Origin of the sequence: Rhodococcus sp. IEGM 1366, assembly GCF_033142425.1 — a bacterium.
GTDB lineage: Bacteria > Actinomycetota > Actinomycetes > Mycobacteriales > Mycobacteriaceae > Rhodococcus_F > Rhodococcus_F globerula.
Window position 1 is genome coordinate 335880 of sequence record NZ_JAWLRZ010000006.1, and the last position, 22226, is coordinate 358105.

19 protein-coding genes and 1 tRNA gene are annotated in these 22226 nt (G+C 63.0%); 9 read left to right on the top strand and 11 right to left on the bottom strand.

The window, feature by feature from the left end:
- Positions 1 to 110: 110 nt before the first annotated feature.
- Together pnuC and R4P64_RS19960 are read right to left on the bottom strand one after the other, a co-directional pair.
- On the bottom strand, positions 111 to 761 hold the full coding sequence (gene pnuC, locus R4P64_RS19955) for a nicotinamide riboside transporter PnuC (protein WP_317822353.1): 651 nt from the start codon (positions 759 to 761) through the stop codon (positions 111 to 113).
- Positions 761 to 2455, bottom strand: a complete 1695-nt coding sequence (locus R4P64_RS19960) for a peptide chain release factor 3 (protein WP_033234282.1) — start codon at positions 2453 to 2455, stop codon at positions 761 to 763. The genes pnuC and R4P64_RS19960 overlap by 1 nt, the downstream gene beginning before the upstream one ends.
- 191 nt (positions 2456 to 2646) lie before the next feature.
- Here R4P64_RS19960 and R4P64_RS19965 point away from each other — a divergent pair, with 191 nt between their 5' ends.
- Positions 2647 to 4281, top strand: coding sequence for a fatty acyl-AMP ligase (locus tag R4P64_RS19965; RefSeq protein WP_033234283.1), 1635 nt, complete (start codon positions 2647 to 2649; stop codon positions 4279 to 4281).
- Between the two features lie 3 nt (positions 4282 to 4284).
- Here R4P64_RS19965 and pth read toward each other — a convergent pair whose 3' ends face one another.
- The 4 genes from pth to R4P64_RS19985 form a co-directional block, all read right to left on the bottom strand.
- Positions 4285 to 4857 carry an aminoacyl-tRNA hydrolase gene (gene pth, locus R4P64_RS19970; RefSeq protein ID WP_033234284.1) on the bottom strand — a complete coding sequence of 191 codons (573 nt, stop codon included), beginning with the start codon at positions 4855 to 4857 and terminating at the stop codon, positions 4285 to 4287.
- 108 nt (positions 4858 to 4965) lie between these two features.
- Positions 4966 to 5562 (bottom strand): 50S ribosomal protein L25/general stress protein Ctc, encoded by a 597-nt coding sequence (locus tag R4P64_RS19975; protein WP_033234285.1) that lies wholly within the window; start codon positions 5560 to 5562, stop codon positions 4966 to 4968.
- 268 nt (positions 5563 to 5830) lie between these two features.
- The gene (locus R4P64_RS19980; RefSeq protein WP_317822356.1) at positions 5831 to 7294 is read right to left on the bottom strand and encodes an FAD-dependent oxidoreductase; all 1464 of its coding nucleotides are present in this window, start codon (positions 7292 to 7294) and stop codon (positions 5831 to 5833) included.
- 87 nt (positions 7295 to 7381) lie between these two features.
- Positions 7382 to 8563 (bottom strand): aminotransferase class V-fold PLP-dependent enzyme, encoded by a 1182-nt coding sequence (locus R4P64_RS19985; RefSeq protein ID WP_141486326.1) that lies wholly within the window; start codon positions 8561 to 8563, stop codon positions 7382 to 7384.
- Between the two features lie 56 nt (positions 8564 to 8619).
- Between R4P64_RS19985 and R4P64_RS19990 the strand changes: the two genes are divergently transcribed.
- From R4P64_RS19990 to R4P64_RS20015, 6 genes are all read left to right on the top strand, one after another.
- The gene (locus R4P64_RS19990; RefSeq protein WP_317822357.1) at positions 8620 to 9852 is read left to right on the top strand and encodes an APC family permease; all 1233 of its coding nucleotides are present in this window, start codon (positions 8620 to 8622) and stop codon (positions 9850 to 9852) included.
- Between the two features lie 94 nt (positions 9853 to 9946).
- Positions 9947 to 11152: an ergothioneine biosynthesis glutamate--cysteine ligase EgtA gene (gene egtA, locus R4P64_RS19995; protein ID WP_317540846.1), complete on the top strand. Its 1206-nt coding sequence runs from the start codon at positions 9947 to 9949 to the stop codon at positions 11150 to 11152.
- A complete protein-coding gene (gene egtB / locus R4P64_RS20000) occupies positions 11152 to 12459 on the top strand; it encodes an ergothioneine biosynthesis protein EgtB (protein WP_317822360.1) in 1308 nt (435 codons plus the stop codon). The genes egtA and egtB overlap by 1 nt, the downstream gene beginning before the upstream one ends.
- A 1-nt stretch (position 12460) precedes the next feature.
- On the top strand, positions 12461 to 13225 hold the full coding sequence (gene egtC, locus R4P64_RS20005; RefSeq protein ID WP_317822362.1) for an ergothioneine biosynthesis protein EgtC: 765 nt from the start codon (positions 12461 to 12463) through the stop codon (positions 13223 to 13225).
- Entirely contained in the window at positions 13222 to 14187 is a 966-nt protein-coding gene (egtD, locus tag R4P64_RS20010) for an L-histidine N(alpha)-methyltransferase (protein WP_033234291.1), read from the top strand. Before egtC ends, egtD begins: the two co-directional genes overlap by 4 nt.
- A gap of 52 nt (positions 14188 to 14239) precedes the next feature.
- Positions 14240 to 15379 (top strand): PQQ-dependent sugar dehydrogenase, encoded by a 1140-nt coding sequence (locus tag R4P64_RS20015; protein WP_317822547.1) that lies wholly within the window; start codon positions 14240 to 14242, stop codon positions 15377 to 15379.
- A gap of 24 nt (positions 15380 to 15403) precedes the next feature.
- Here R4P64_RS20015 and R4P64_RS20020 read toward each other — a convergent pair whose 3' ends face one another.
- The 5 genes from R4P64_RS20020 to R4P64_RS20040 form a co-directional block, all read right to left on the bottom strand.
- The gene (locus R4P64_RS20020; RefSeq protein ID WP_317822365.1) at positions 15404 to 16984 is read right to left on the bottom strand and encodes an SLC13 family permease; all 1581 of its coding nucleotides are present in this window, start codon (positions 16982 to 16984) and stop codon (positions 15404 to 15406) included.
- A 101-nt stretch (positions 16985 to 17085) separates the two neighbouring features.
- Positions 17086 to 17754 (bottom strand): hypothetical protein, encoded by a 669-nt coding sequence (locus R4P64_RS20025; RefSeq protein ID WP_072782650.1) that lies wholly within the window; start codon positions 17752 to 17754, stop codon positions 17086 to 17088.
- 249 nt (positions 17755 to 18003) lie between these two features.
- On the bottom strand, positions 18004 to 18984 hold the full coding sequence (locus R4P64_RS20030) for a ribose-phosphate diphosphokinase (protein ID WP_033234295.1): 981 nt from the start codon (positions 18982 to 18984) through the stop codon (positions 18004 to 18006).
- Positions 18981 to 20480 (bottom strand): bifunctional UDP-N-acetylglucosamine diphosphorylase/glucosamine-1-phosphate N-acetyltransferase GlmU, encoded by a 1500-nt coding sequence (gene glmU, locus R4P64_RS20035; RefSeq protein ID WP_045069304.1) that lies wholly within the window; start codon positions 20478 to 20480, stop codon positions 18981 to 18983. The genes R4P64_RS20030 and glmU overlap by 4 nt, the downstream gene beginning before the upstream one ends.
- Before the next feature lie 10 nt (positions 20481 to 20490).
- Positions 20491 to 20561, bottom strand: a tRNA-Gln gene (locus R4P64_RS20040).
- 184 nt (positions 20562 to 20745) lie between these two features.
- Here R4P64_RS20040 and R4P64_RS20045 point away from each other — a divergent pair.
- On the top strand, positions 20746 to 21378 hold the full coding sequence (locus tag R4P64_RS20045; protein WP_219113189.1) for a TetR/AcrR family transcriptional regulator: 633 nt from the start codon (positions 20746 to 20748) through the stop codon (positions 21376 to 21378).
- Positions 21379 to 21566: 188 nt separating this feature from the next.
- A complete protein-coding gene (locus tag R4P64_RS20050; protein WP_033234297.1) occupies positions 21567 to 22208 on the top strand; it encodes a ScbR family autoregulator-binding transcription factor in 642 nt (213 codons plus the stop codon).
- Positions 22209 to 22226: the final 18 nt, after the last annotated feature.

Sequence of the window (22226 nt, forward strand, 5' to 3'; positions counted from 1 at the left end):
TTTGCACAGTTTCAATAAACATACCAGTAGTCGGTTTTGTCCTGCGCGCCTTCGGCAGTGATCGTTACGCGGGTACCGCAGTGATCGCTACGCGGGTACCGCAGTGATCGCTACGCGGGTACCGCAGTGCGCCGTTGAATCTTCAGCCACGCCAGGAATCCCCACACGACAAAGAAGGCGTAAACGAGATAGAGGATCGCCGACGGGTAGTAGCCGGCGCGGAAGAGTAAGGGAACGCCCACCGCGTCGACGCCGATCCAGATGAGCCAGAACTCGGTCCAGCCGCGGGCCATGCCGTAGGTGGCGAGGATCGACCCGGTGAAGATCCAGGCTTCTGCCCATGCGCCGTACGAGCCGAGGACCGTGAAGACCCAGGCGAAAATCGCTGTGCCACTTGCCATGACAGCGACCATGGCCAGACGTTGGCGCGCGCTCGCCCAGTGTGGCAACACCGCGTCGCCGGAACTGCGTGCACCGCGCCGCCACTGCATCCACCCATAGATGCTGACGGTGATGAACAGCAACTGGCGGCCGGCTTGGCCGTAGAGATTGAGTTCCTGCGGCGTATGGAACAGCGCACCCATGAACACGGTGAACAGCAAGGCATTTCCGGCGATACCGACAGGCCATGCCCACACTGAACGCCGGGCCCCGGCAATTGCCGAGCCGATGCCGAAGGTGTTCCCGATGATCTCCCGCCACAAGATCGTGGCGCTGCCGATGTGAAGTTCGGCGTCGAACAGCGCCTCGATCAGGCTCATCAGTCTGCAGCGGCGACGAGTGGTTCGAGCGTCAGATCGGGGAGTTCCTTCTGGATGTACTGCAGGCGCCACTTGTCGCTGACCAAGGCGAGCAGGACACCGTCCGAGCGCGTGAAGACCTCTACGCCGCGCTGACGGTTCAGCTCGACCTCGGATGCGGCGTCGGTGCGTCGTGCCAGTGCGTAGCCGAGCGGTTCCATCTTGGCTTCGACGTTGAATTCCGCCTTCATCCGAGCAGCGACGACCTCGAACTGCATGGGGCCGACAGCCGCCATGACGGGCGACGCGTCGCCACGGATGTCGTTGCGGAGAATCTGCACGACGCCCTCGGAATCGAGTTGGTCGACGGCACGGCGGAACTGCTTGTACTTTCCGGCGCTCTCGGCACGCAGGATCGAGAAGTGTTCCGGCGCGAAGGACGGGATCGGCGGGAACTCGGTCTTCTTTTCGGTGTACAGCGTGTGGCCGGGTGCGAGTGCGGTGGCGTTGACCAGGCCGACGACGTCGCCGGGGAACGCGGATTCGACGGTGGAACGTTCACGGCCGAATACCGTCTGCGCGTACTTGGTCGTGAAGGGCTTGCCGGTTTGGGCGTGCGTGACAACCATTCCGCGCTCGAAGACGCCCGAGACGATGCGCATGAACGCCAAGCGGTCACGGTGCGCGGTGTCCATGCCGGCCTGAACCTTGAAGATCACTGCACTGAACGGATCGGTGACCTCGCGCGGCTTGCCGTTGATGTCGTCGCGGGCACGCGGCGGCGGCGCCAACTCGACCAGGGTGTCGAGGATCTGGCGGACACCGAAGTTGAGCATGGCGGACGCGAAGATCACCGGGGACGTCTGCCCGGCAAGGAACATTTCCTGATCGTGGTCCTGGCCGGTAGCCGAGAGCAGTTCACTCTCCTCAGCCGCGGTTTCCCACTCGGAGCCTTCCTTGGCGAGGGCGGCGTCGGCGTCCATGATTTCTTCGGGAGCGATTTTTGCGCCACCGGCGGTGCGGGTGAACCGGACGTATTCGCGAGCTTCGCCGTCCTCGCCGCGTCGCAGCAGGCCGCGGAAGTCTCCGGCGATGCCGACGGGCCAGTACAGGGGAGTAGGTGTGAGGCCGATGCGCTCACTGATCTCGTCCAGCAATTCGAGCGGGGTCTGGCCGGGACGGTCCCACTTGTTGATGACCGTGATGACGGGGATGCCGCGGTGACGACACACCTGGAACAGCTTGAGCGTCTGCGGTTCGAGGCCCTTGGCGGCGTCGATGAGCATGACAGCCGCGTCGACGGCAGTCAGGACGCGGTACGTGTCCTCGGAGAAGTCGGAGTGGCCGGGGGTGTCGACGAGATTGATGACGTTGATCTGATCGTCGGGGGTCTCGGACGAGTGGTAGTTGAACTGCAGCGCGGTGGAACTGACGGAGATGCCGCGGGCTTTCTCCATTTCCATCCAGTCCGAGACCGTCGACTTGCGTCCGGCCTTGCCGTGGACCGCGCCGGCTTCGGAGATCTTTTTTGCGTGCAGGGCCAACGCTTCGGTGAGCGTCGACTTACCGGCGTCGGGGTGTGAGATGACGGCAAAGGTGCGACGACGTGCAGCTTCGGCCGCGAGGCCCTTCGTGCTGACCGGAGCGGATGTGGCACCGGTGTCGGACTGGACAGTCGAGTCGGTGGGGACAGTCGAGTCGGACGGGGTAGTCAACGAAGAACCTCTCGCAGTGGGAGTAGTGGGCGTAGCGCGATGAAGCACGGGTGCGGACGCACAACAGAGAAAGGATACTCGCCCACGAATTTGCGGTAACACTCGGCGAACTTTGTCTGATTATCCAGATAGGTGTGCGCTGGATCACATGACGGGTTCGGCACTGTATTCAGGCGTTCTGAGGAGCAGCATTGAGCAAATTCACCGACGAGATGTACAAGAGTGCCGCTGTCAGCGATCACGGCATGGTGACGGGCGAACCGGATAGCCCGTTGCGACAGACCTGGAGCGACATTCATCGGCAAGCGCGCCGGATGGCGGGTGGATTGGCCGACGCCGGGATCGATCACGGGGTCGCGGTCGGAATCCTGGCCGGTCAACCGGTGGACATCGCGCCGGCCTGTCAGGCGAGTTGGATGCGCGGCGCTTCCGTGACCATGCTGCACCAGCCGACACCGCGAACCGATCTGGCGGTGTGGGCGCAGGACACCCAGAAGGTGATCGACATGATCGCCGCGCGGGCGGTCATTGTCGGGAGCCCGTTCGACGCGGCAAAACCACTCCTCGAAGCCAGCGGCATCACGGTGGTTACGATCGACGAACTGCGAACGGGTCGGGCGATCGATCCGGTCGACACCGCGGAATCGGATATCGCTCTGCAGCAGTTGACGTCAGGCTCGACCGGTTCGCCGAAAGCTGTGCAGATCACGCACGAGAACTTTCACGTCAACGCGTACGCGATGGTCAATCGCATCAAGTTCTCGATCGACGAGGACGTCATGGTGAGTTGGCTCCCGCTCTTCCACGACATGGGGATGGTCGGATTCCTCAGTGTTCCCATGCAATTAGGGGCCGAGGTCGTCAGCATCACGCCGTTGGACTTTCTCCGCAGCCCGATCCTGTGGGCGGAACTGATGGGAAAGTACGGTGGAACGGTCACGGCCGCACCGAATTTCGCGTACTCGCTTCTTGCTCGACGGCTGGCGCAAGCGGAGGACGGCGCTGTGGATCTCTCCACGGTCCGCTACATGTGGAACGGGGCAGAACCCGTCGACCCCGACACCTTGGACGCCCTCACCAAGGCCGGGGCACGGTTCGGATTGAACCCGACGGCGCTCGCACCGGCCTACGGCATGGCCGAGACAACTCTGGCGGTGTCCATCCCAGACCCGGGTCAAGGGGCGATCGTCGACTATGTGGATCCCGATTTTCTCGATGCGATGTCGCGGGCGGTTCCTTCGAACCGGCCCAACGCGCGGGCTCTCGCGACTCTGGGGAGACTTGTTCCGGACTTGGAGGGCCGCGTCGTCGACGGAGATGGGGAGGTGCTGCCGGCTCGAGGCGTCGGAATCATCGAGGTTCGAGGCAAGGCCGTCACACACGGGTACATCACCACCGAAGGTCGCCGATCCGCGCATGGCGCCGACGGCTGGTTCAACACCGGCGACGTCGGCTACCTCACCGAAGAGGGCCTCGTCGTGGTGTGTGGGAGGGTCAAGGACGTCATCATCATGGGCGGCCGCAATGTCTATCCCACCGATATCGAGCGGGCAGCCGCGACGGTGGTCGGGGTGCGACCCGGAAATGCGGTGGCTGTTCGGCTCGACGCCGGACGGAAGCGAGAGAGCTTTGCAGTTGCCGTCGAGACCAACGCGTTCGAGGACCCCGAGGAAGTTTCCCGTATCGAGCACGATGTGATCCGGGCGGTGTTCTCCGAAGTGGGTCTGCGGCCACGCGCCGTCGCGGTTCTGGGGCCCGGCAGTATCCCGAAAACGTCGTCGGGAAAACTGCGACGGTCCAACTCCGCCGCCCTGATCGGAAAGTGAAGGTCAGTGCAGGCGATTCTGCGCTGCTTCGAGTCCAAGTTCGAGGAGTAACTCCACTGCGTCTGCGGCTTCTTCGCAGACCAGATCGAGTTCTTTGCGCTCGGCTGCGGAGAACGGCTTGAGTACGTAGTCGGCCGGGTCCATCCGGCCGGGCGGGCGGCCGATGCCGACGCGCGTACGCAGGTAGTCCTTGGTGGAGAGTGAACTCGAGATGGAGCGCAAACCGTTGTGGCCGCCCTCGCCGCCGCCCAGCTTGAGGCGGATGGTTCCGAAGTCGAGATCCAGCTCGTCGTGAACGACGATGATGTTCGACGGGTCAACCGAGAAGAACCGGGCCAGGCCGGCCACGGCACCACCGGAGAGGTTCATGTACGAGCGCGGCTTGCCGAGGATCACGCGTCGGCCGGCCAAGCGCCCTTCGACGATCTCGGCCCCACTCTTCTTGTGCGCGTTGAACTTTCCGCCCATCCGGCCCGCCAGGGTGCCGGCAACCATGAACCCGATGTTGTGCCGGGTCTTTTCGTACTGCGGGCCGGGGTTACCGAGTCCGATCACCAAGGCTGTATCTGTGCTCATCGGAGATTTCCTTTACCGACAGGGGAGTGGACGCGCAAACGGCGCGTCACTCCGAAACTCGGAATGACGCGCCGCGCACAAGCTGTGTTCTCGAGGAGAACGCGAGGATCAGGCCTCTTCGGTTGCTGCCGCTGCCGCTGCTGCTTCTTCCGAAGCTTCGGTAGCTGCTGCGGTGACGTTGACGATCAGCACGTCTGCATCTGCCTGCAGGGTCGAGCCCTTGGGGAGTTCGAGCTGGCTTGCCAGGATCTGGGTGCCGGCTTCGAGGCCCTCGACCGAAACCTCGATCTGCTCGGGGATGTGCAGCGCGTCAGCTTCGAGGGAGATGGTGGCGGCATCCTGCGCGACCATGGTGCCTGCAGCTGCGTCACCGGTGACGACGACGGGAACGTCGATCGTGACCTTCTCGCCCTTCTTGATGACGAGGAGGTCAGCGTGCTCGATGTAGTTGCGGATGGGGTGCACGACGACCGACTTGGTCAGTGCAACCTGCTCCGTGCCGTCGATGTCGAGCGTCAGCACAGCGTTGGTGCCGTGTGCGCGGAGGATGGAAGCGAAGTCGCGAGCGACGACGTTGAGGTGCTTGGGGTCTTCACCGTGGCCGTACAGAACCGTGGGGACCAGGCCGTCGCGGCGTGCGCGGCGAGCTGCGCCCTTGCCGAATTCGGTGCGGACGACAGCGACGAGGTTGTTCTCTTCAGACATGATGAAACGGCTCCTACAACTCACGGGGTTCGTGCTCGGTTTACTGACGTGTGGTTCTGTCGGCGACGAGGACAGGCGCGCACACGGCCAGGAGCGAAACGCTCGAGCTGAGCCGTAGCCGCGTCGATCACGGAAAACCTGCAGTTAGTGGAGCAGCTGCGATTCACCCTCGCCGAGACAACGTTCCATACAGTACCGGAACTCGCGCGTCGCCGCGAATCGCCGCACGAGTTCCGGTAGTTCCCGCTGTGTTCAGTTCACTGCTGCATCAGGAGCGGGCCGCGCTGATTCCGGCGCGACGCCCGAAGAAGCTGCCGTCGCCGAGGCTGGTTCCGCTGGCGTAGCCGCCCGCGCAGACACCGGACGTGCAGCGGCCCGCAGCGAACAGTCCGGGGATCGGCTCGCCGGAGACGTGCAGAACTTCGGAATCGACGGTTGTCTTCAACCCGCCGAGTGTGAAGCCGCCGGTGCGACCGCGCAGGTCGATCGCGGCGAACGGGCCGACGATCGGCTTGACCCACTCGGGCTTCTTGCCAAGCACCGGGTCGGAGTTCGACTCGGCGTGACGGTTGTAGAGATCGACAGTGGATTGCAGCGAGCCGGCGGGAAGCCCCATTTCGGCTTCGAGTTCCTCGACCGTTTCCGCTACCCAGGTCGGCTGCGCTCGCAACTGCGCACTGGACGATTCGGCGGCGATGCCTTCCTCGTATGCGGCTTCGTCGATGATGAGGAAAGCCTGATTGTCCTGCTGGAACAGCGTTGCCTGGCCGATGTGGCCCGGGTAGGTGTCCTCGGGGATGTATCGCTGACCACGGCCGTTGACGAGAATGCCGCGCACCATCAACTGCGGGTCGCAGAAGAACGCAACCTCGGTGGCGTCCATATGTGCGGTGTCGGCGCCGAGTGCCTGGCCGATCTGGATCGCGCGACCGTCGTGCGCCTCGATGGAAGCGGCCGGATGGCCGAAGATACGCGGCGCGTTGGAGCGCACCATCTCGTTGTTGTAGGCAAAGCTGCCCATCGCCAGCACAACACCCTTGTTGGCGCGGATCGCGACATCCTTGCCGTAACGCTTGGCGACAACGCCGACCACGCGGGGGCCGTCGACCACCAGAGTCTGGACGCGCAAATCGTATTCTGCTCGGACGCCGAGCTTTTCGGCCGTCTCGACGAGCGGCTTCATCAGCATGTAACCGCCGCCCTGCTCGCCGGTCTTCTTCTCGGACATCTGCGGAACGTGTCCACGGGGCGCGGGGTCGACCAGCGTGTTGAACGGCGCGGCGTTCTCACCGCCGGAGTACATGAGGCCGTCGTCGAAGGGCGGTTCCCAGCCGGGCTGACCCCAGAACGACTCCTTGAACGGAACGCCGGCGTCGACGAGCCAGTTGTAGTGATCGACGCTGCCTTCGCAGTAGGCATCGATCTTGGCGTCGTCGGTTCCCGGGCCGAGTGCGGCTTTCATGAATGTCTTCATGTTGTCGACGGTGTCGTCGAATCCGCATGCCTTCTGCAGCGCAGTGCCGCCGCCCAGGTAGATGAAGCCGCCGGCCAGTGACGCGGCACCGCCCCAACCGCCGGTTCGCTCGAGCACGAGCACGTCGGCGCCCGCGCGGGCAGCCTCGATTGCCGCGGTGACTCCGGCGATTCCGTAGCCCGCGACAACCACGTCGGCTTCGAAGTCCCAGCTAGAGATGTCGGAAACGGAAATCGGGGAAATTGTGGCGTCGGCCATGGGCGGCGTCCTCTCGCAAAAAATGAACTGATCAGGTGAGAGTCAAGATTTGCAGCTCCGCTCGTCTCCTGCCCGCTGTGATCCCGGTCATCGGGAGACGCTCAAATCCCGTACCGCGCCGAGAAAACTGTCCAGATCATTCTCGTCGACAAAACAGTGCGGGGACGCTCTGACGACGGCGTCGAGCCCGCGCGCTGTCATGTCGAGGAGTGTCGATCCGCGGCTGCTCACCGTCACAGTGATGCTCTGCATCGCAAGTCGACTGCGGACTTCGGCGGCCGGAACCGCGTCCAAGGTGAACGAGACGATGCCGCTGAGGATGGGTCCACGATCCTGGACTGTGACACCGGACAGCGCGCCCAGGCCCGCCCGAAGATAGTTCGCCCTCGATTCGATCTGCTGCGCAACGGTTTCCGTCCCCAGCGCCAAGAGGTAGTCCGCCGCGGCGCCGAGTCCGAGGCGAGCCGCGACACTGGTTTCCCACAGTTCGAATCGTGTGGCATCCGGCGCGGGCACATAGGAATCGGGGTGGGTCCAGTCCGCTCCGTGCAGGTCCATCGCGGCAGGTTCGAGCGCGGTCGCCAGTCCGGGACGCACGTAGAGAAACCCCGTTCCCCGTGGGCCCCGAAGCCACTTGCGGCCCGTGGCGCTCAACGCGTCGACGCCGAGGGCAGCCACGTCGATGGGAAGTTGACCGACCGATTGGCACGCGTCGAGAAGAACCAGTGCGCCGTGGCGCGCGGCCAGTTCGACAACCTCACGGACCGGGTTGACCAGGCCGCTGTTCGTGGGGGCGTGGACAACCGAGATGACGCGGACACGGTCGTCGAGCATCGCTTCGAGTGCGTCGAGGTCGATCCGGCCGTCGGAATCGCTCGGAATCACCTCGACCTTCGCGCCGGTCGACCGCGCCCGCCCCAGCGCGGCGATGGCGTTGCTGGCGTACTCGACACCGCAGATCAGGACGCGGTCGCCCGGGCTCAAGGGCACGGCTGCAAAAAAGTCGTTCCAGGCGCGGGTTGCGCTGTCGGTCAAGGCGATATCCGAAGGCTGGGCGCCGATCACCCGGGCCAGTGAGTGTGGAACCGCAGCCAGGGCATCGCTGCGGCGATCTGCGGCGACGTAGCCGCCGACGTCGGCTTCCAGACGCAGATGCTCGATCATCGCCGTCAATACCGGTTCGGGCGGTAGCGAGGATCCGGCGCTGTCGAGGAACGCCTTGTCGAGGCACCCAGGGGTGTCGCGGCGGATCGAGGTGAGATCGAACATGGCACCATCCGTTCACTTCGGTGTGGTTCAAAGGCTCTGTGAACGAAGCTATACCGATGGACCGCACCCTGGGGACGTTCGACGCCGTGGTGATCGGCCTTGCCGCGATGATCGGTGCCGGAGTGTTCGTGGTGTTCGCGCCGGCAGCGGCAGCGGCCGGCACGGGATTGTTGTTCGGTCTGGCGATCGCGGCATTCGTGGCGTACTGCAATGCCACGTCGTCGGCGCAACTGGCCGCGCGTTATCCGACCTCAGGCGGGACGTACGTCTACGGACGTGAGCAACTCGGGCCGTGGTGGGGGTTCATTGCGGGGTGGTCGTTTGTGATCGGAAAGATCGCGAGCTGCGGGGCGATGGCGTTGACCTTCGCGACTTACGTTGTACCCGAACCGTATCGGAAGCCCGTCGCCGTGGCGCTGGTGGTGCTGCTGGTCGCGGTGAACTATCGCGGTGTCACCAGGACCGCGCAGATGGCGCGAGTGATCGTCGCGATGTCCGTGACGGCAATCGGCGTGGGTTTGTGTGTATCGCTGTGGGGGCCGGGTGCTCATCGTGCGATGCCTGACGTTGTCTTCGGCTCCTGGTACGGGGTTCTGCAATCGGCGGGGTTACTGTTCTTCGCCTTTGCCGGGTACGCCCGCATCGCGACTCTGGGGGAGGAAGTCCGGGATCCTCGGCGCACAATTCCACGCGCAATCCTGATAGCACTGGGAGCTGCGGTAGTCATCTATGCACTGGTAGCGGTGGTTCTTCTGGTTACTCTGGGGCAGGAGAGACTTGCGGAGTCGACCCGTCCGCTCGCGGATGCCGTCGCGCTTTCCGGGTGGGGGTGGGCTGAACCGATTGTGGTCGTCGGCGCCGCCGCCGCATCCGCTGGTGCGCTGTTGGCGCTGATCGCGGGAGTGAGCAGAACCGCGATGGCGATGGGCCGGGAACGGGATCTGCCCCCGACTTTCGCAGCGATTCACCCCAAATTTTCTGTGCCACATCACGCTGAACTGGCTGTCGGAGCGATCGTGATCGCACTGGTCTCGATGGTCGATCTGCGTGGTGTGATCGGGTTTTCGTCGTTCGGGGTGCTGGTGTACTACCTAGTGGCAAATGTCAGTGCGTATACCCAAGGCGGCGCGGATCGGATGTTCCCGCGCTGGCTTCAGGTTGTCGGAGCGCTGGGATGTGCGGTCCTGGCGTTCACGCTGCCTACTTCGGCAGTTGCGGCGGGGACAGGTGTTGTTCTTCTGGGTTGTGGGTACCGGTGGATACGACTGAAAAAATTTGGCGACACGTAACACGGCAAAGGGTGCAATCGGTGTGTGCGGGCTCTATCGTCGGTACAACCGCTAGAGCCCGCGAACCGCTAGACATACCCAAAGGGGAAGTCGAATGGCAACCGCAGTACTGGAAACGACGCTGGACTCACGTCCCGCCGCCGAGGCATACATCGGTGGGGTGTGCTTCAAACAGGGCCCGCCGCGACTCATCGGGACCGAGGTCGAATGGCTGACCAGGGATGCCGGTGGTGGCCGTCCGTCGCTCGAAGCGCTGGCCCACGCGCTGGGGAAACATACGCCCACCAGCATCGACCCGGAATCTCCTGGCGCCCCACTTCCGGGCGGAAGTTATGTGACCGTCGAACCGGGCGGTCAGATCGAACTCTCCTCGGCGCCGCGCACGTCAGCCCGCGAAGTATGCGACTACCTGGGTGAAGACCACCGCGTGTTGAGTGCGCTTCTGCACGATCAGTCCATCGAGATGTACGACGGTTCGGCGGATGAGCTGCGTGAACCACACCGCTTGCTGCGACTGCCCCGATACTGCGCCATGGAACATCAGTTTGCCTCTATCGGGCCGTACGGAACCCTCATGATGTGCAACACCGCCGCCGTGCAGGTGAGCGTCGATGCGGGTGGCAGCCAAGAAGCTATAGCGCGGCGGTGGCGACTCCTCGGCGACATCGGACCGGCTCTGATCGCCGCATTTGCGTGTTCGCCACAGCTGGAAGGGATTCCGCGAGGTGAGTGGGCGTCGCAACGGATGCGGACGTGGCTCGAACTTGATGCCAGGCGCACTATGCCCGTCGTCGATGCCGCCGATTATGCGCAGTGGGCCTTGAACGTCCCGCTGATGTGTGTCCGGAACAGTTCCGAAGACTGGACTGCGCCGCGGGGCGCCACGTTTGGCGACTGGATCGACGGGGCACTCGGATCCGACATAGGTCGTGCGCCCACGTCCGAGGATCTGGACTACCACCTGTCCACGATGTTTCCGCCGGTCCGTGCGGCAGGACATCTGGAGGTGAGGTACATCGACGCTCAACCCGGCGATCTGTGGCGCGTGCCGATAGCCGCGATCGATGCGCTGCTGTCCGGGCCTGCAGTGATGCAGGAAGCAAGCGATGCCGCGGCATCGACGGCGGGCCGCTGGCGTGATGCCGCGGAATACGGGCTGGTGGACGTCGAATTACGTTCGGCAGCAACATCTCTGATGTCGCTCGCAGCGTCGTATGCGCCTGATCCCGAGTTTGTTCGTCTCCTCGATCGTGCGGCCGAGCGGTGTTGTCGGGGCCTGGCACCGGTCGAGGGAACCTGATGTCGGCAGAGGTCACCAAGGAGGCGGTCGAGACCGTCCTGGATCGGGCACGAGCGCGTTCGCTGCTGCTCACCGATTGTGTCGACGACACCGAGTTGATCGCCCAGCACTCGCCGCTCATGAGTCCGCTGGTGTGGGATCTTGCCCATATCGGCAACCAGGAGGAACTGTGGCTGGTACGCGATGTGGGCGGGCGAGAACCGGTCAGGCGCGATATCGACGACATGTACGACGCGTTCAAACACTCGCGGCCCACGCGGCCTGAGCTTCCACTGTTGGACCCGGCCGAATCGCGTCAATACATACGTACGGTTCGAGGCAAGGTGTTGGACGTCCTGGCTGACAGCAACTTCGACGGAAAACCACTCGAACGCAGCGGGTTTGCGTTCGGCATGATCGCCCAGCACGAACAGCAACACGCCGAAAGTATGCTCGCGACACACCAATTGCGTTCCGGCCCTGCGGCACTCGTGGCCACACCAGCTCCCGCTGTGCGGCGCAAGCCCCTTCATGACGAGGTGGTCGTTCCCGCCGGGCCGTTTGTGATGGGTACCGATGACGAACCGTGGGCACTCGACAACGAGAGAACCGCTCACCAGGTGTATCTGGGCCCCTATGCCATCGACCGATTCCCGGTTACCAACGGTGAGTTCATCGAATTCATCGACGACGGCGGGTATTCCCGGCCCGAACTGTGGTCGCGGGTCGGGTGGCGTCATCGCATCGATGCCAAGCTCACTGCGCCCTTGTTCTGGGAACGCGACGGATCAACGTGGTGGCAGCGGTCTTTCGGCACCGACAAACCGGTAGCGATTCGCCGCCCGGTGGTGCATGTCAGCTACTTCGAAGCCGAAGCCTATGCAACCTGGGCCGGCAAGCGACTTCCCACTGAAGCCGAATGGGAGAAAGCGGCACGGTGGGATCCCGAATCCGGGCGGTCCCGCCGATTCCCGTGGGGCGATGACGCACCGAACGAGACTCGCGCCAATCTCGGCCAACGGCATCTGTCTCCGGCTGATGCGGGGGCATATCCCGACGGCGCGTCGGCGTACGGCGTGCAGCAGTTGATCGGGGACGTGTGGGAATGGACGTCTTCCGGTTTCCATCCGTACCCGGGGTTTCACGCGTTTCCCTACCGTGAGTACTCCGAGGTGTTCTTCGGCGGTGATTACAAGATGCTGCGCGGTGGTTCGTTCGGAACCGACAGCGTTGCGTGCCGTGGCACCTTCCGCAATTGGGATCATCCGATCCGGCGTCAGATATTCTCCGGATTTCGCTGCGCCAGAACACTGTCCGGGCACGTCTGACATGTGCCGACATCTCGGCTACCTCGGACCGCCGCGCTCTGTCCGAGATCTCCTGCAGGGCGGAACCCATTCGCTGGTGAAGCAGTCGTGGGCGCCCCGTGAGATGCGCAAGGGTGGAGTCATCAACGCCGATGGCTTCGGCGTAAGTTGGTGGACGGCCGGGCAGTTGGGGCGGTATCGAAGTAGTGCCCCGATCTGGTCGGATCCCACTGTCGAGGAAACGCTTTCACATATCCGCAGCGGATCGGTTCTGGCCGCGGTGCGGTCCGCGACCGAGGGAATGGCCGTCGAAGTCGGCGCGTGCGCACCCTTTGTCGACACTACCTACGCATTCAGTCACAACGGAGTCCTCACCGGGTGGCCGGGTTCGGTTGCCACTCTTGCACAGGAGGTTCCGACTGCCGCGCTGCTGACCATGTCGGCGCCAACAGATTCGGCACTGCTGTGGGCCCTGTTGCGTCATCGCTTGCAGGACGCATCTTCGTTGACGGGCACGCCGGTGGAAGCCGCCTTGACCACCGTCATTCACGACGTCGAAGCAGTGGCGCCAGGTTCGCGTCTGAATTTCCTGCTCGGCGACGGGAACGAACTGTGGGCCAGCACCTGGGGCCATACGTTGTACGTTCTCGTCGACGAGTTGCAAGCACTGGTCGCGTCCGAACCCCTCGATGATTCACCCCAGTGGGAACAAGTTCCTGACAGGCACCTCGTCTGCGCCCGCCCCGGGCATTTGATCATCACCCCGATCCCGATGGGAGAACGATGAGCACCCCGATTCTCGAGATCTTTCTGACTCCGGACGACCTTGTCGAGCAACTACGGTCCGACGCTCGCTCCGGCCTGACCGCGCAGGCGAAGTGGCTTGCGCCGGTGTGGTTCTATGACGCCCGAGGCAGTGAACTCTTCGAGCAGATCACCGAGCTGCCCGAGTATTACCCCACCCGCACGGAACGCGCTTTGCTGGCCGAGTGCGCCGGCGAGATCGCATCGTTGACTACACCGAAGATGCTGATCGAGTTGGGTTCCGGTTCCTCGGAGAAGACGCGCCTCCTGCTGGAAGCGATGTCTGATTCACTGCATACCTATGTCCCGCAAGATGTTTCGGTGACTGCGTTGGAAGGTGCGGCCAAGGCGATCAGCGCGGAGTTTCCGGGTATCGACGTCATCGGAGTGGTCAGCGACTTCACCGGTTCGCTGCATCATCTTCCCAGCGGCGGCAGGCGAGCGGTCGCGTTTTTGGGCGGCACGCTGGGGAATCTGATTCCGGGCGAGCGCGCAGAGTTCCTCGCCGGTGTCGCCGAGGTCCTCGGCCAGAGTGAGAGCTTGATCCTCGGCGTGGGGTTGGTGACCGATCCGGCCGTGCTGGTTCCCGCATACGACGACAGCGCGGGAGTAACGGCGCAGTTCAACCTCAACGTGCTCAGCGTGTTGAACAAGCAACTCGGCGCGAACTTCCCGCTGGAAGCGTTCAGGCACGTCGCACTCTGGGATGCCGAGAACCAGTGGATCGAGATGCGGTTGGAAGCACTCCGCGATCTTTCGGTGCGAATCGAAGACTTGGATCTGGACATCACCTTCGCTGCGGGCGAGCAATTGCGCACGGAAATCTCCGCGAAATTCACCGTCGACGGGATCACTGCCGAGTTGGAGGCTGCGGGCTTTCGGTTACAGAAAGTGTGGACCGACGCCGATCAGCGGTTCGCGTTGTTGTGTGCGGAGCGAGCCTGACTTGGGTGCACTCGTATCCGGGCGCGCTGTCCTGATTGCAGCGACAATCGTGATGCTCACGATCCCGTTGGCACAATGCTCCGCTCAGACGGCTCCGCCGCCCGGGAACCTCGAATCTGTTGGCAGCAGTTCGGAAGTCCCCACCGAGGACACGTTGCCGGAACTCGTGGTGACCACCCTCCTCGACGGACTGGACCATCCCTGGGATGTTGTGCAGGCGCCCGACGGAACGGTTCTCACCGGGCAACGGTCCGGAGGTTTTGTCGTTCGCCGCAGCGACAACACGACCGGCCCCGTCACTGCAGACCTTTCGGATCTCTACGCTCGGTCCGAGACCGGACTCATGGGAATCGCGCTTGCCCGCGACTTCGCTCAGTCCCGTACCCTGTACACCTGCCAGGGATTCAGCGCTGGGGGAGTAACGGATATTCGAGTGATCTCGTGGACGGTCGACGCCGGATGGACTGCACTCACGCGAACCGGAACCGTGGTGTCCGGCCTCCCGGTCTCGACGGGGCGACACGGAGGTTGCCGAATACTTGCATCCGGAGACGGAACGCTGTTTATCGGCACGGGTGACAGCGCGACGCCCAGTGTTCCGCAGGATCCGAACTCGCTGGGCGGCAAGGTCTTGCACGTCAACGCGGACGGCACGCCGGCGGCGGGCAACCCCAACCCGTCGAGTCCCGTGTACACACTCGGCCACCGGAACGTTCAGGGATTGGCCGTTCAACCCGGAACCGGCAGGCTCTATTCGGTGGAGCAGGGCACCAGCGTCGACGACGAGCTGAATCTACTCACCTCCGGCGGAAACTACGGCTACCGACCGGACCGGTTGCCCGGAACATACGACGAGTCGGTGCCGATGACCGATCCGTCCCGCGTGCCGGGCGCGATCGAAGCGGTATGGAGTTCGGGTAACTCGACCCTGGCAACTGCGAGCGCGGCATTTACCTCGGGCCCGCAATGGGGTTCGTGGGACGGCAGCGTCGTCATCGGCGGACTCAAGAGCAAGAAACTGATCTTCGTGCGACTGAGCGACGACGGCCGCAGCGTCGACGCCCAGACGTACGGGTTGGAAGACCAGTACGGACGCCTGCGTTCGGTCACGCCAACGGCCAACGGATCTCTTCTTGTCACCACGGACAACGGCGAGAACGACCGGGTGCTGCTCGTGACGCCGTCTCCGTAGCCGAATTACCAGCCGTAATAGGTGTCAGAAGCTCCAGATCAGCGGAATCAGAACCGTCGCAACCACGAGGAACCACACGAGCATCGGGAGTCCGAGCTTCCAGTAGTCGCCGAACTTGTAGCCGCCAGGGCCCATAACCATCATGTTGGCGGGGGTTGCGACGGGAGTCAGGAACGACGCGGCGGCCGCGACGGTCACGGTCATCAGGAGCGGCACCACCGAGATGTTCAGCTCGGAGGCGACGGAAATTGCGATCGGCGTGATGATCAATGCCGTCGCGGTGTTGCTGATGAGCTGGCCGAGCGTTGCGGTGACGAGGAACAGCCCGGCAACAACGACGTACGGGCTGGCGCCGCCGATGACGTCGACAAAACCGTGGGCGAGTTTCTCGGCAGCGCCGGTCTGTTGAATTGCCGTGGAAAGCGGGATCATTCCACCGACCAGGATGAGGGTGGTCCACGAGATCGAGCGGTGGGCCTGTTCGACGCTGATCACGCGCAGCAGGACCATCGCGCAGGCGGCAAGAAGACCCGCGACGGCGGACGGGAACAATCCGAACGTCAGCATGATCACCATGGCGGCGACAACGACCAGGGACATGATCGCGCGGGTTCCGAGCGGCGCGGCCTGCTTTCGGATCAAGGCAGGCGGGTCGACAACAAGGACGTTCGGGTCCACGGACGTGTGAGTGTCCAGGTCGTCCCAACTGCCCTGCAGCAAGAGTGTGTCGCCGGCAGCGAGCCTGATACCGCCAGGCCCACAGGGCTCGCCGGCTCGCGCTGCGGCCAGAACCACCAGATCGCCACTGTCGGTAACCATGCCGGGGAAAACCTTGTCGCCGATGATCTCCGAACGAGGCGGAACGATCACCTCGACAACACCGTCGTCCTTGGTGATCAGCGGCGCGTCGGATTGATCGCAGCCGCCCGCGACGGCGTATTGCTGTGCGAGTGTTTTGGCGTGCCGGCTCAGGTCCGGTGACATCGACGTCCCGGCGCGGTGGGGCAACACGCGAGGACCGAGAAAGACTGCGATCGCAATGGTTCCGAGAACCAGTGGCGCGCCGATCAAGGTGAAGTCGAAGAAGCCGAATGCGCCGACACCGGCGTCGGCGGCGGCGTCGGAGACGATGATGTTGACCGGTGTGCCGGTGAGCGTGAGCATCGAACCGGCATGCGCGGCAAAGGCGAGCGGGAGCAGCAGTTGCGATGTGGACCGGCCGAGTCGGACCGCGAGGACGACCACCATCGGGATCAATGCGGCTACCGCACCGTTCACACTGATCAATGCTGTCAGTGCGGCGACCAGCAACATGATTGCGCTCACCAACCGAACGCGTGAATCGCCTACCTTCGTCAGAAGTTTCTCGCCCGCCCACGTCGTGACTCCTGTGGCGTCGAGCGCTTCGCTGACGACAAAGAGTGCGGCGATGAATATGACTGTGGGATCACCGAATCCGGCCAGTGCCTGTTCCACCGAGATCACCCCGGTTGCGGCCAGCGCCAGTGCGGTTCCGATCGCGATGATGCCGACCGGAATTCTGCCTATGACAAACAGAGCCACAACCACGGCAAGCACGACAAAGGTGATGGTGATGTCATTCACGATTCGTAAAGCTACCTCCCACCACGGCTACCGCCCTGCATCGCATACAGAACGACCCCGTCTCGGAAGGAGGCGGGGTCGAAAGGACGGACGCGGTGGAATTAGTTGGAGGCGGCGATGCGCGCCTTCTCGAGAGCAGCGAGTGTGCGGAGCACGGTTGCCTTCTGCTTGTTGAGATCGCTCAGGCGAGCACGAGCAGGCAGACCCTGGGCAAGTTCGGCGACCTTGATCTGCTCGTCGATGGAACCGAGCTGATCGAGAAGCCCCAGAACGCGCGTCTGCAGCGTGTTGATGTCGACGGTGTCCGTCTTCACCGGAGCGGCAACGCGAGTCGCAGTGCCCGTGCTGGAGGGGCGAGAAGCGCGTGCCGGTGAGGTGTCGGCAACAACGGTGGCCGCGCGCGGGCGGATGGCCTTGCGGACAGCGGCAGCGTCGGGGAGAACGTCCATGCGGATTTCGTTGAGGACGCGGCGAGCTTCGCGTGCCGTGACGCGGTATTCACGCTCTTCGTCGTCGTCGGACTGCAGCGTTCCGCCGAGCGGACGCAGGCCGTACATGCCGAGGAATCGCTTGGCGTCGTCGATGATGCCTTCGTTTTCGCGGCACCGTTCGCAGCGCGGTTCGTTGCGGAACATTTCTACGGAGTTGTCGTCACCACACCAGACACAGGATCCTGGGCGCCACCGCCGGACCGTCGGAGCTGAAGAATTCGGTGAATGAGATTCGGGCCGGGATGCCGAACGAGATTCCAGGGTTTGCGCGTCGATCACGACGAGCCACATTAGGCGAAGATTGCGGGCAGGTGAACACCAGCTCGGCGTCGACCTGGGATTCTCTCCGGAGGCGTGACCAAGATCATGCCGATTGTCCGATTCTCGGGTATTTGTGTGTCGCACAAATGGTTTCGTGAAGACCTCTCGGTCTGGTTCAACAGATGAGCGTCCCCGTGAAACACGAAGGGCGCGTACCCGTGACCGTCTGGTCACAGATACGCGCCCGCCCCGCGGTAACGCGAAAGACTATGCGCTGCCGTTGAACAGTGAAGTCACAGAACCGTTCTCGAAAACTTCCTTGATGGTCCGTGCGAGCAGAGGTGCAATCGACAGAATCGTCAGCGTCGGGAACTGCTTCGACTCGGGGATCGGCAGCGTGTTGGTCGTGATGACCTCCTTGGCGCCGCAGGCAGCCAGGCGCTCGGCTGCCGGATCCGAGAAGATGCCGTGGGTGGTGGCAATGATGACGTCGACAGCACCGGCGTCCTTGAGTACCTTGACGGCGCCGGCGATGGTGCCGCCGGTGTCGATCATGTCGTCGATCAGCACGCAGGTGAGGCCGTTGACGTCACCGACGACGCGGTTGGACTTGACCTGGTTCGGGACCAGCGGATCACGCGTCTTGTGCACGAACGCCAGCGGCGCGCCGTCGAGGGCATCTGCCCACTTCTCGGCAACCTTGACGCGGCCGGCATCAGGGGAGACGACGCAGATGTTGTCGGTGCCGTAGTTGTCGCGCACGTACTCGGCGAGCTGGCCCTGAGCGTGCATGTGGTCGACCGGACCGTCGAAGAAACCCTGAATCTGATCGGTGTGGAGGTCGACCGTGATGATCCGGTCGGCGCCTGCGGTCTTGAGCAGGTCCGCGATCAAGCGAGCGGAGATCGGCTCGCGTCCGCGGTGCTTCTTGTCCTGGCGGGCGTACGGGTAGAACGGCAGCACCGCGGTGATGCGCTTTGCAGATCCACGCTTGAGGGCGTCGATCATGATGAGCTGTTCCATCACCCACGTGTTCAGCGGCGCCGGATGGCTCTGCAGCACAAACGCATCCGATCCACGCACGGACTCTTCGAAGCGAACGAAGATCTCACCGTTCGCGAAATCGCGGGCAGTCTGCGGGGTGACTCGGATGTCGAGTTCCTTCGCAACCTGCTCAGCCAACTCGGGATGCGCACGACCCGAGAACAACATCAAGTTCTTCTGGTTGTCGATCCAATTCGCAGTCACTGGTTCATGCCATCCTTTTGTACTTGCTGATCTGTGCGCTCTGATTCCGAAGCCGTTGCTGCATCGGCCGCAGGAGTACCGGGACGATTTTTCTCGACCCAACCCTCGATGTTGCGTTGCTTACCGCCCGAGACCGCAAGAGCCCCAGCCGGAACGTCGAATCGCAAGACGGTGCCGGCGCCGGTGTACGCGCCGTCCCCGACGTGAACCGGAGCGACGAACATGGTGTCCGAGCCGGTTCGCACGTGCGACCCCACCACAGTACGGCGCTTGGTCACCCCGTCGTAATTGACGAAGACGCTCGACGCTCCGATGTTGCTGTGATGGCCGATGGTGGCGTCGCCGACGTAGGTAAGATGCGGAACCTTCGAGTGTTCGCCGATCTCGGCGTTCTTGGTCTCCACGTACGCACCGAGTTTGCCGTGAGCGCCCAGGGAAGTGGCCGGACGTAGGTACGCGAAGGGGCCGACGGTGGCGTCGTCGCCGATTGTCGACTCGCTTGCGTGCGAGCGGACGACAACGGCCCTTGCACCGACAGTGACATCGGTTAGAGTCGTATCCGGGCCGATCACAGCGTCTTCGCCCACTGACGTGGTGCCGGCCAACTGCACGCCGGGAAGCAGCGTCACATCTTGCTCGAGAGTGACGTCGCAATCGATCCACGTACTTGACGGATCGACAACGGTGACGCCCGCCCGCATCCACTTCTCGAGGATTCGACGATTCTTCTCACGTGCCAACGTCGACAGCTGCACGCGATCGTTTGCACCGGCGACCAGAACCGAATCAGCGATGTGCTGAGCGCGGACTCGCTTTCCGGCGCGACGGGCGATCATGATCACATCGGTGAGATAGAACTCGTGCTGAGCATTGTTGGAGTCGAGGGACGACAACGCATCGCGAAGCGTCTCGACATCGAATGCGTAGACGCCGGAATTGACCTCGGTGATCGAACGCTGCGAGTCCGTCGCTTCTTTTTCTTCGACGATCGCGTTGACTTCACCGTCGGTGGTGCGCAGGATCCGGCCGTACCCGGTGGGGTCGGACGCCGTGGATGTCAGGACTGTCACCGCGGCTGCCGGCGCGCTGATGTGGCGCTCGAGTAGATCCGCGATGGTGGTGCCGTCCAGGAGCGGGACGTCGGCGGCAGTCACGAGTACCGTGCCGCGGAAATCTGCAGGCAGCCCTTCGAGTCCACAACTGACCGCGTGGCCCGTGCCCTTTTGCTCGTCCTGCACGGCGATGGTGATCGCGCGATCCAAGTCGGTGGCGACGGATGCCACAGCTTCGGATACCCGTTCGCGATCGTGGCCGACGACGGTCACCAAATGCGTCGGATTCAACGACGCGGCAGCGTGGAGGGAGTGCGCGAGCATGGTGCGGCCGGCAAGAGTGTGGAGCACCTTGGGGGTCTTGGACTTCATCCGAGTGCCTGCACCCGCTGCGAGAACGATCACGGCGGTTTGCACTTGTTTGAGCTCCCTCTTGTCGATCATCAACTACCGGCTCCGCCGCCAGGACTCGAACCTGAACTATCTGAACCAAAATCAGAGGTGCTGCCATTACACCACGGCGGATTGCCACGCTCTCCGAACCTTGCGGCGGATTACGCGCAAGAATAATCGCATGCCGACCCGGTCTAGGTCGAACCGCTCCTCCGTTTTCGGGTCGAGCAGTGCCGATAGGCTTGCCGAGAGCGGTGCGGTGACAACCGTCCGCCGTGTGGGGAGAGAGGCAATGATGGCGACGGTTCCCAATCCGATGGGCAGTGATCGCGCACCTGAACGGGCAGCTCGGGTGCGGATGACGGGAACACAGCGTCGTCAGCAGTTGATCGAGATCGCCAGGGCACTTTTTGCCGAACGAGGATACGAAGCAACCTCGATCGAGGAAATCGCGCAGCGGGCGAATGTCTCGAAGCCTGTCGTCTACGAGCACTTCGGCGGTAAAGAGGGCTTGTACGCCGTGGTCGTGGATCGCGAGATGTCGCGACTGTTGGAGATGATCACGTCGTCGTTGTCGCAGAACCGCTCGAGAGTTCGAGTCGAGCGAGTAGCGCTGGCGTTGCTCACATACGTCGAGGAACACACAGACGGCTTCAGGATCTTGGTTCGTGATTCGTCCGTCGTGGCGCCGAGCGGCACCTATTCCAGTCTCCTCAACGACGCCATCAGTCAGGTGGGATACCTGTTGGCCGGAGACTTCTCGCGGCGCGGATTCGACCCGGGACTTGCAACGATGTACGCGCAGGCACTGGTTGGGATGGTGTCGACCACAGCCACGTGGTGGCTCGACGAGCGCACTCCGTCCAAGGAAGTTGTGGCCGCGCACCTCGTGAATCTGTGTTGGAACGGCCTCACCAATCTCGAGGCCGATCCGCAATTAGAGGGTTAACGCAGGCGTGCCTGTCGCCGAAGTATGGAGCGCAGTCTAAGCTGTGTTGGCTGTATCACGATCGTTCGATGGGCAAATGTGGTTTGTTTGCGTGGGGTGTTCTTTGTTGCAAAGCGCCTTCCATTTTGACGCTGTGAACGGGTAATGGTGAGGATTCGTTCGATGTGTGGTGACTGGAGGCCGGATCGATGGTGAGGCAGGAGCGGGCGGAAGCCACTCGTGATTCGGTACTGCGCGGTGCAGCGGGGGTTTTCCTGCGTCTGGGATATGCAAACGCCAGTCTGAGCGAGATCATCGCCGAATCGCAGGTGACCAAAGGGGCGCTGTACTTCCACTTCGGTTCCAAGGAAGAGCTCGCCCGCGCGGTAATCGACGAAGGGTCTGCTCGTTTCGACGCCAAGTCGGAATTGTGGCTGGACCGCCGAACACCAGCACTGGAATCGCTGATCGGTGTCTCGTCGGTGGCAGTCGATACTGCCGCACATGACGTACTTGTTCGTGCCACGTTCCGTTTGCTGGTCGAAATCGGTGACTACCGTGGATCGGGTCCGGCAACGTTCGACGTTTGGCTCGATATTTTCCGGGAACTCGCCACCAGAGCTGCCGATGAAGGTGACCTCAAATCCGACGTCGACTCTTCGGACATTGCGCGCTTCTTGTTGCAAATGGTGACGGGTGTCCGATTGATAGCTTCGGCTACGGGAACAATGCGCGATTTGTCTGAGTCGATGAAGACGTCCTGGAACATCATTCTTCCGGTCGTCGTTCCGGAATCGAAGGTCGAATACTTCCGCCAGTTTGCTGCTCGGCGTCTAAGTAGTGACCACTGAGTTAATCCGGTTTCGACG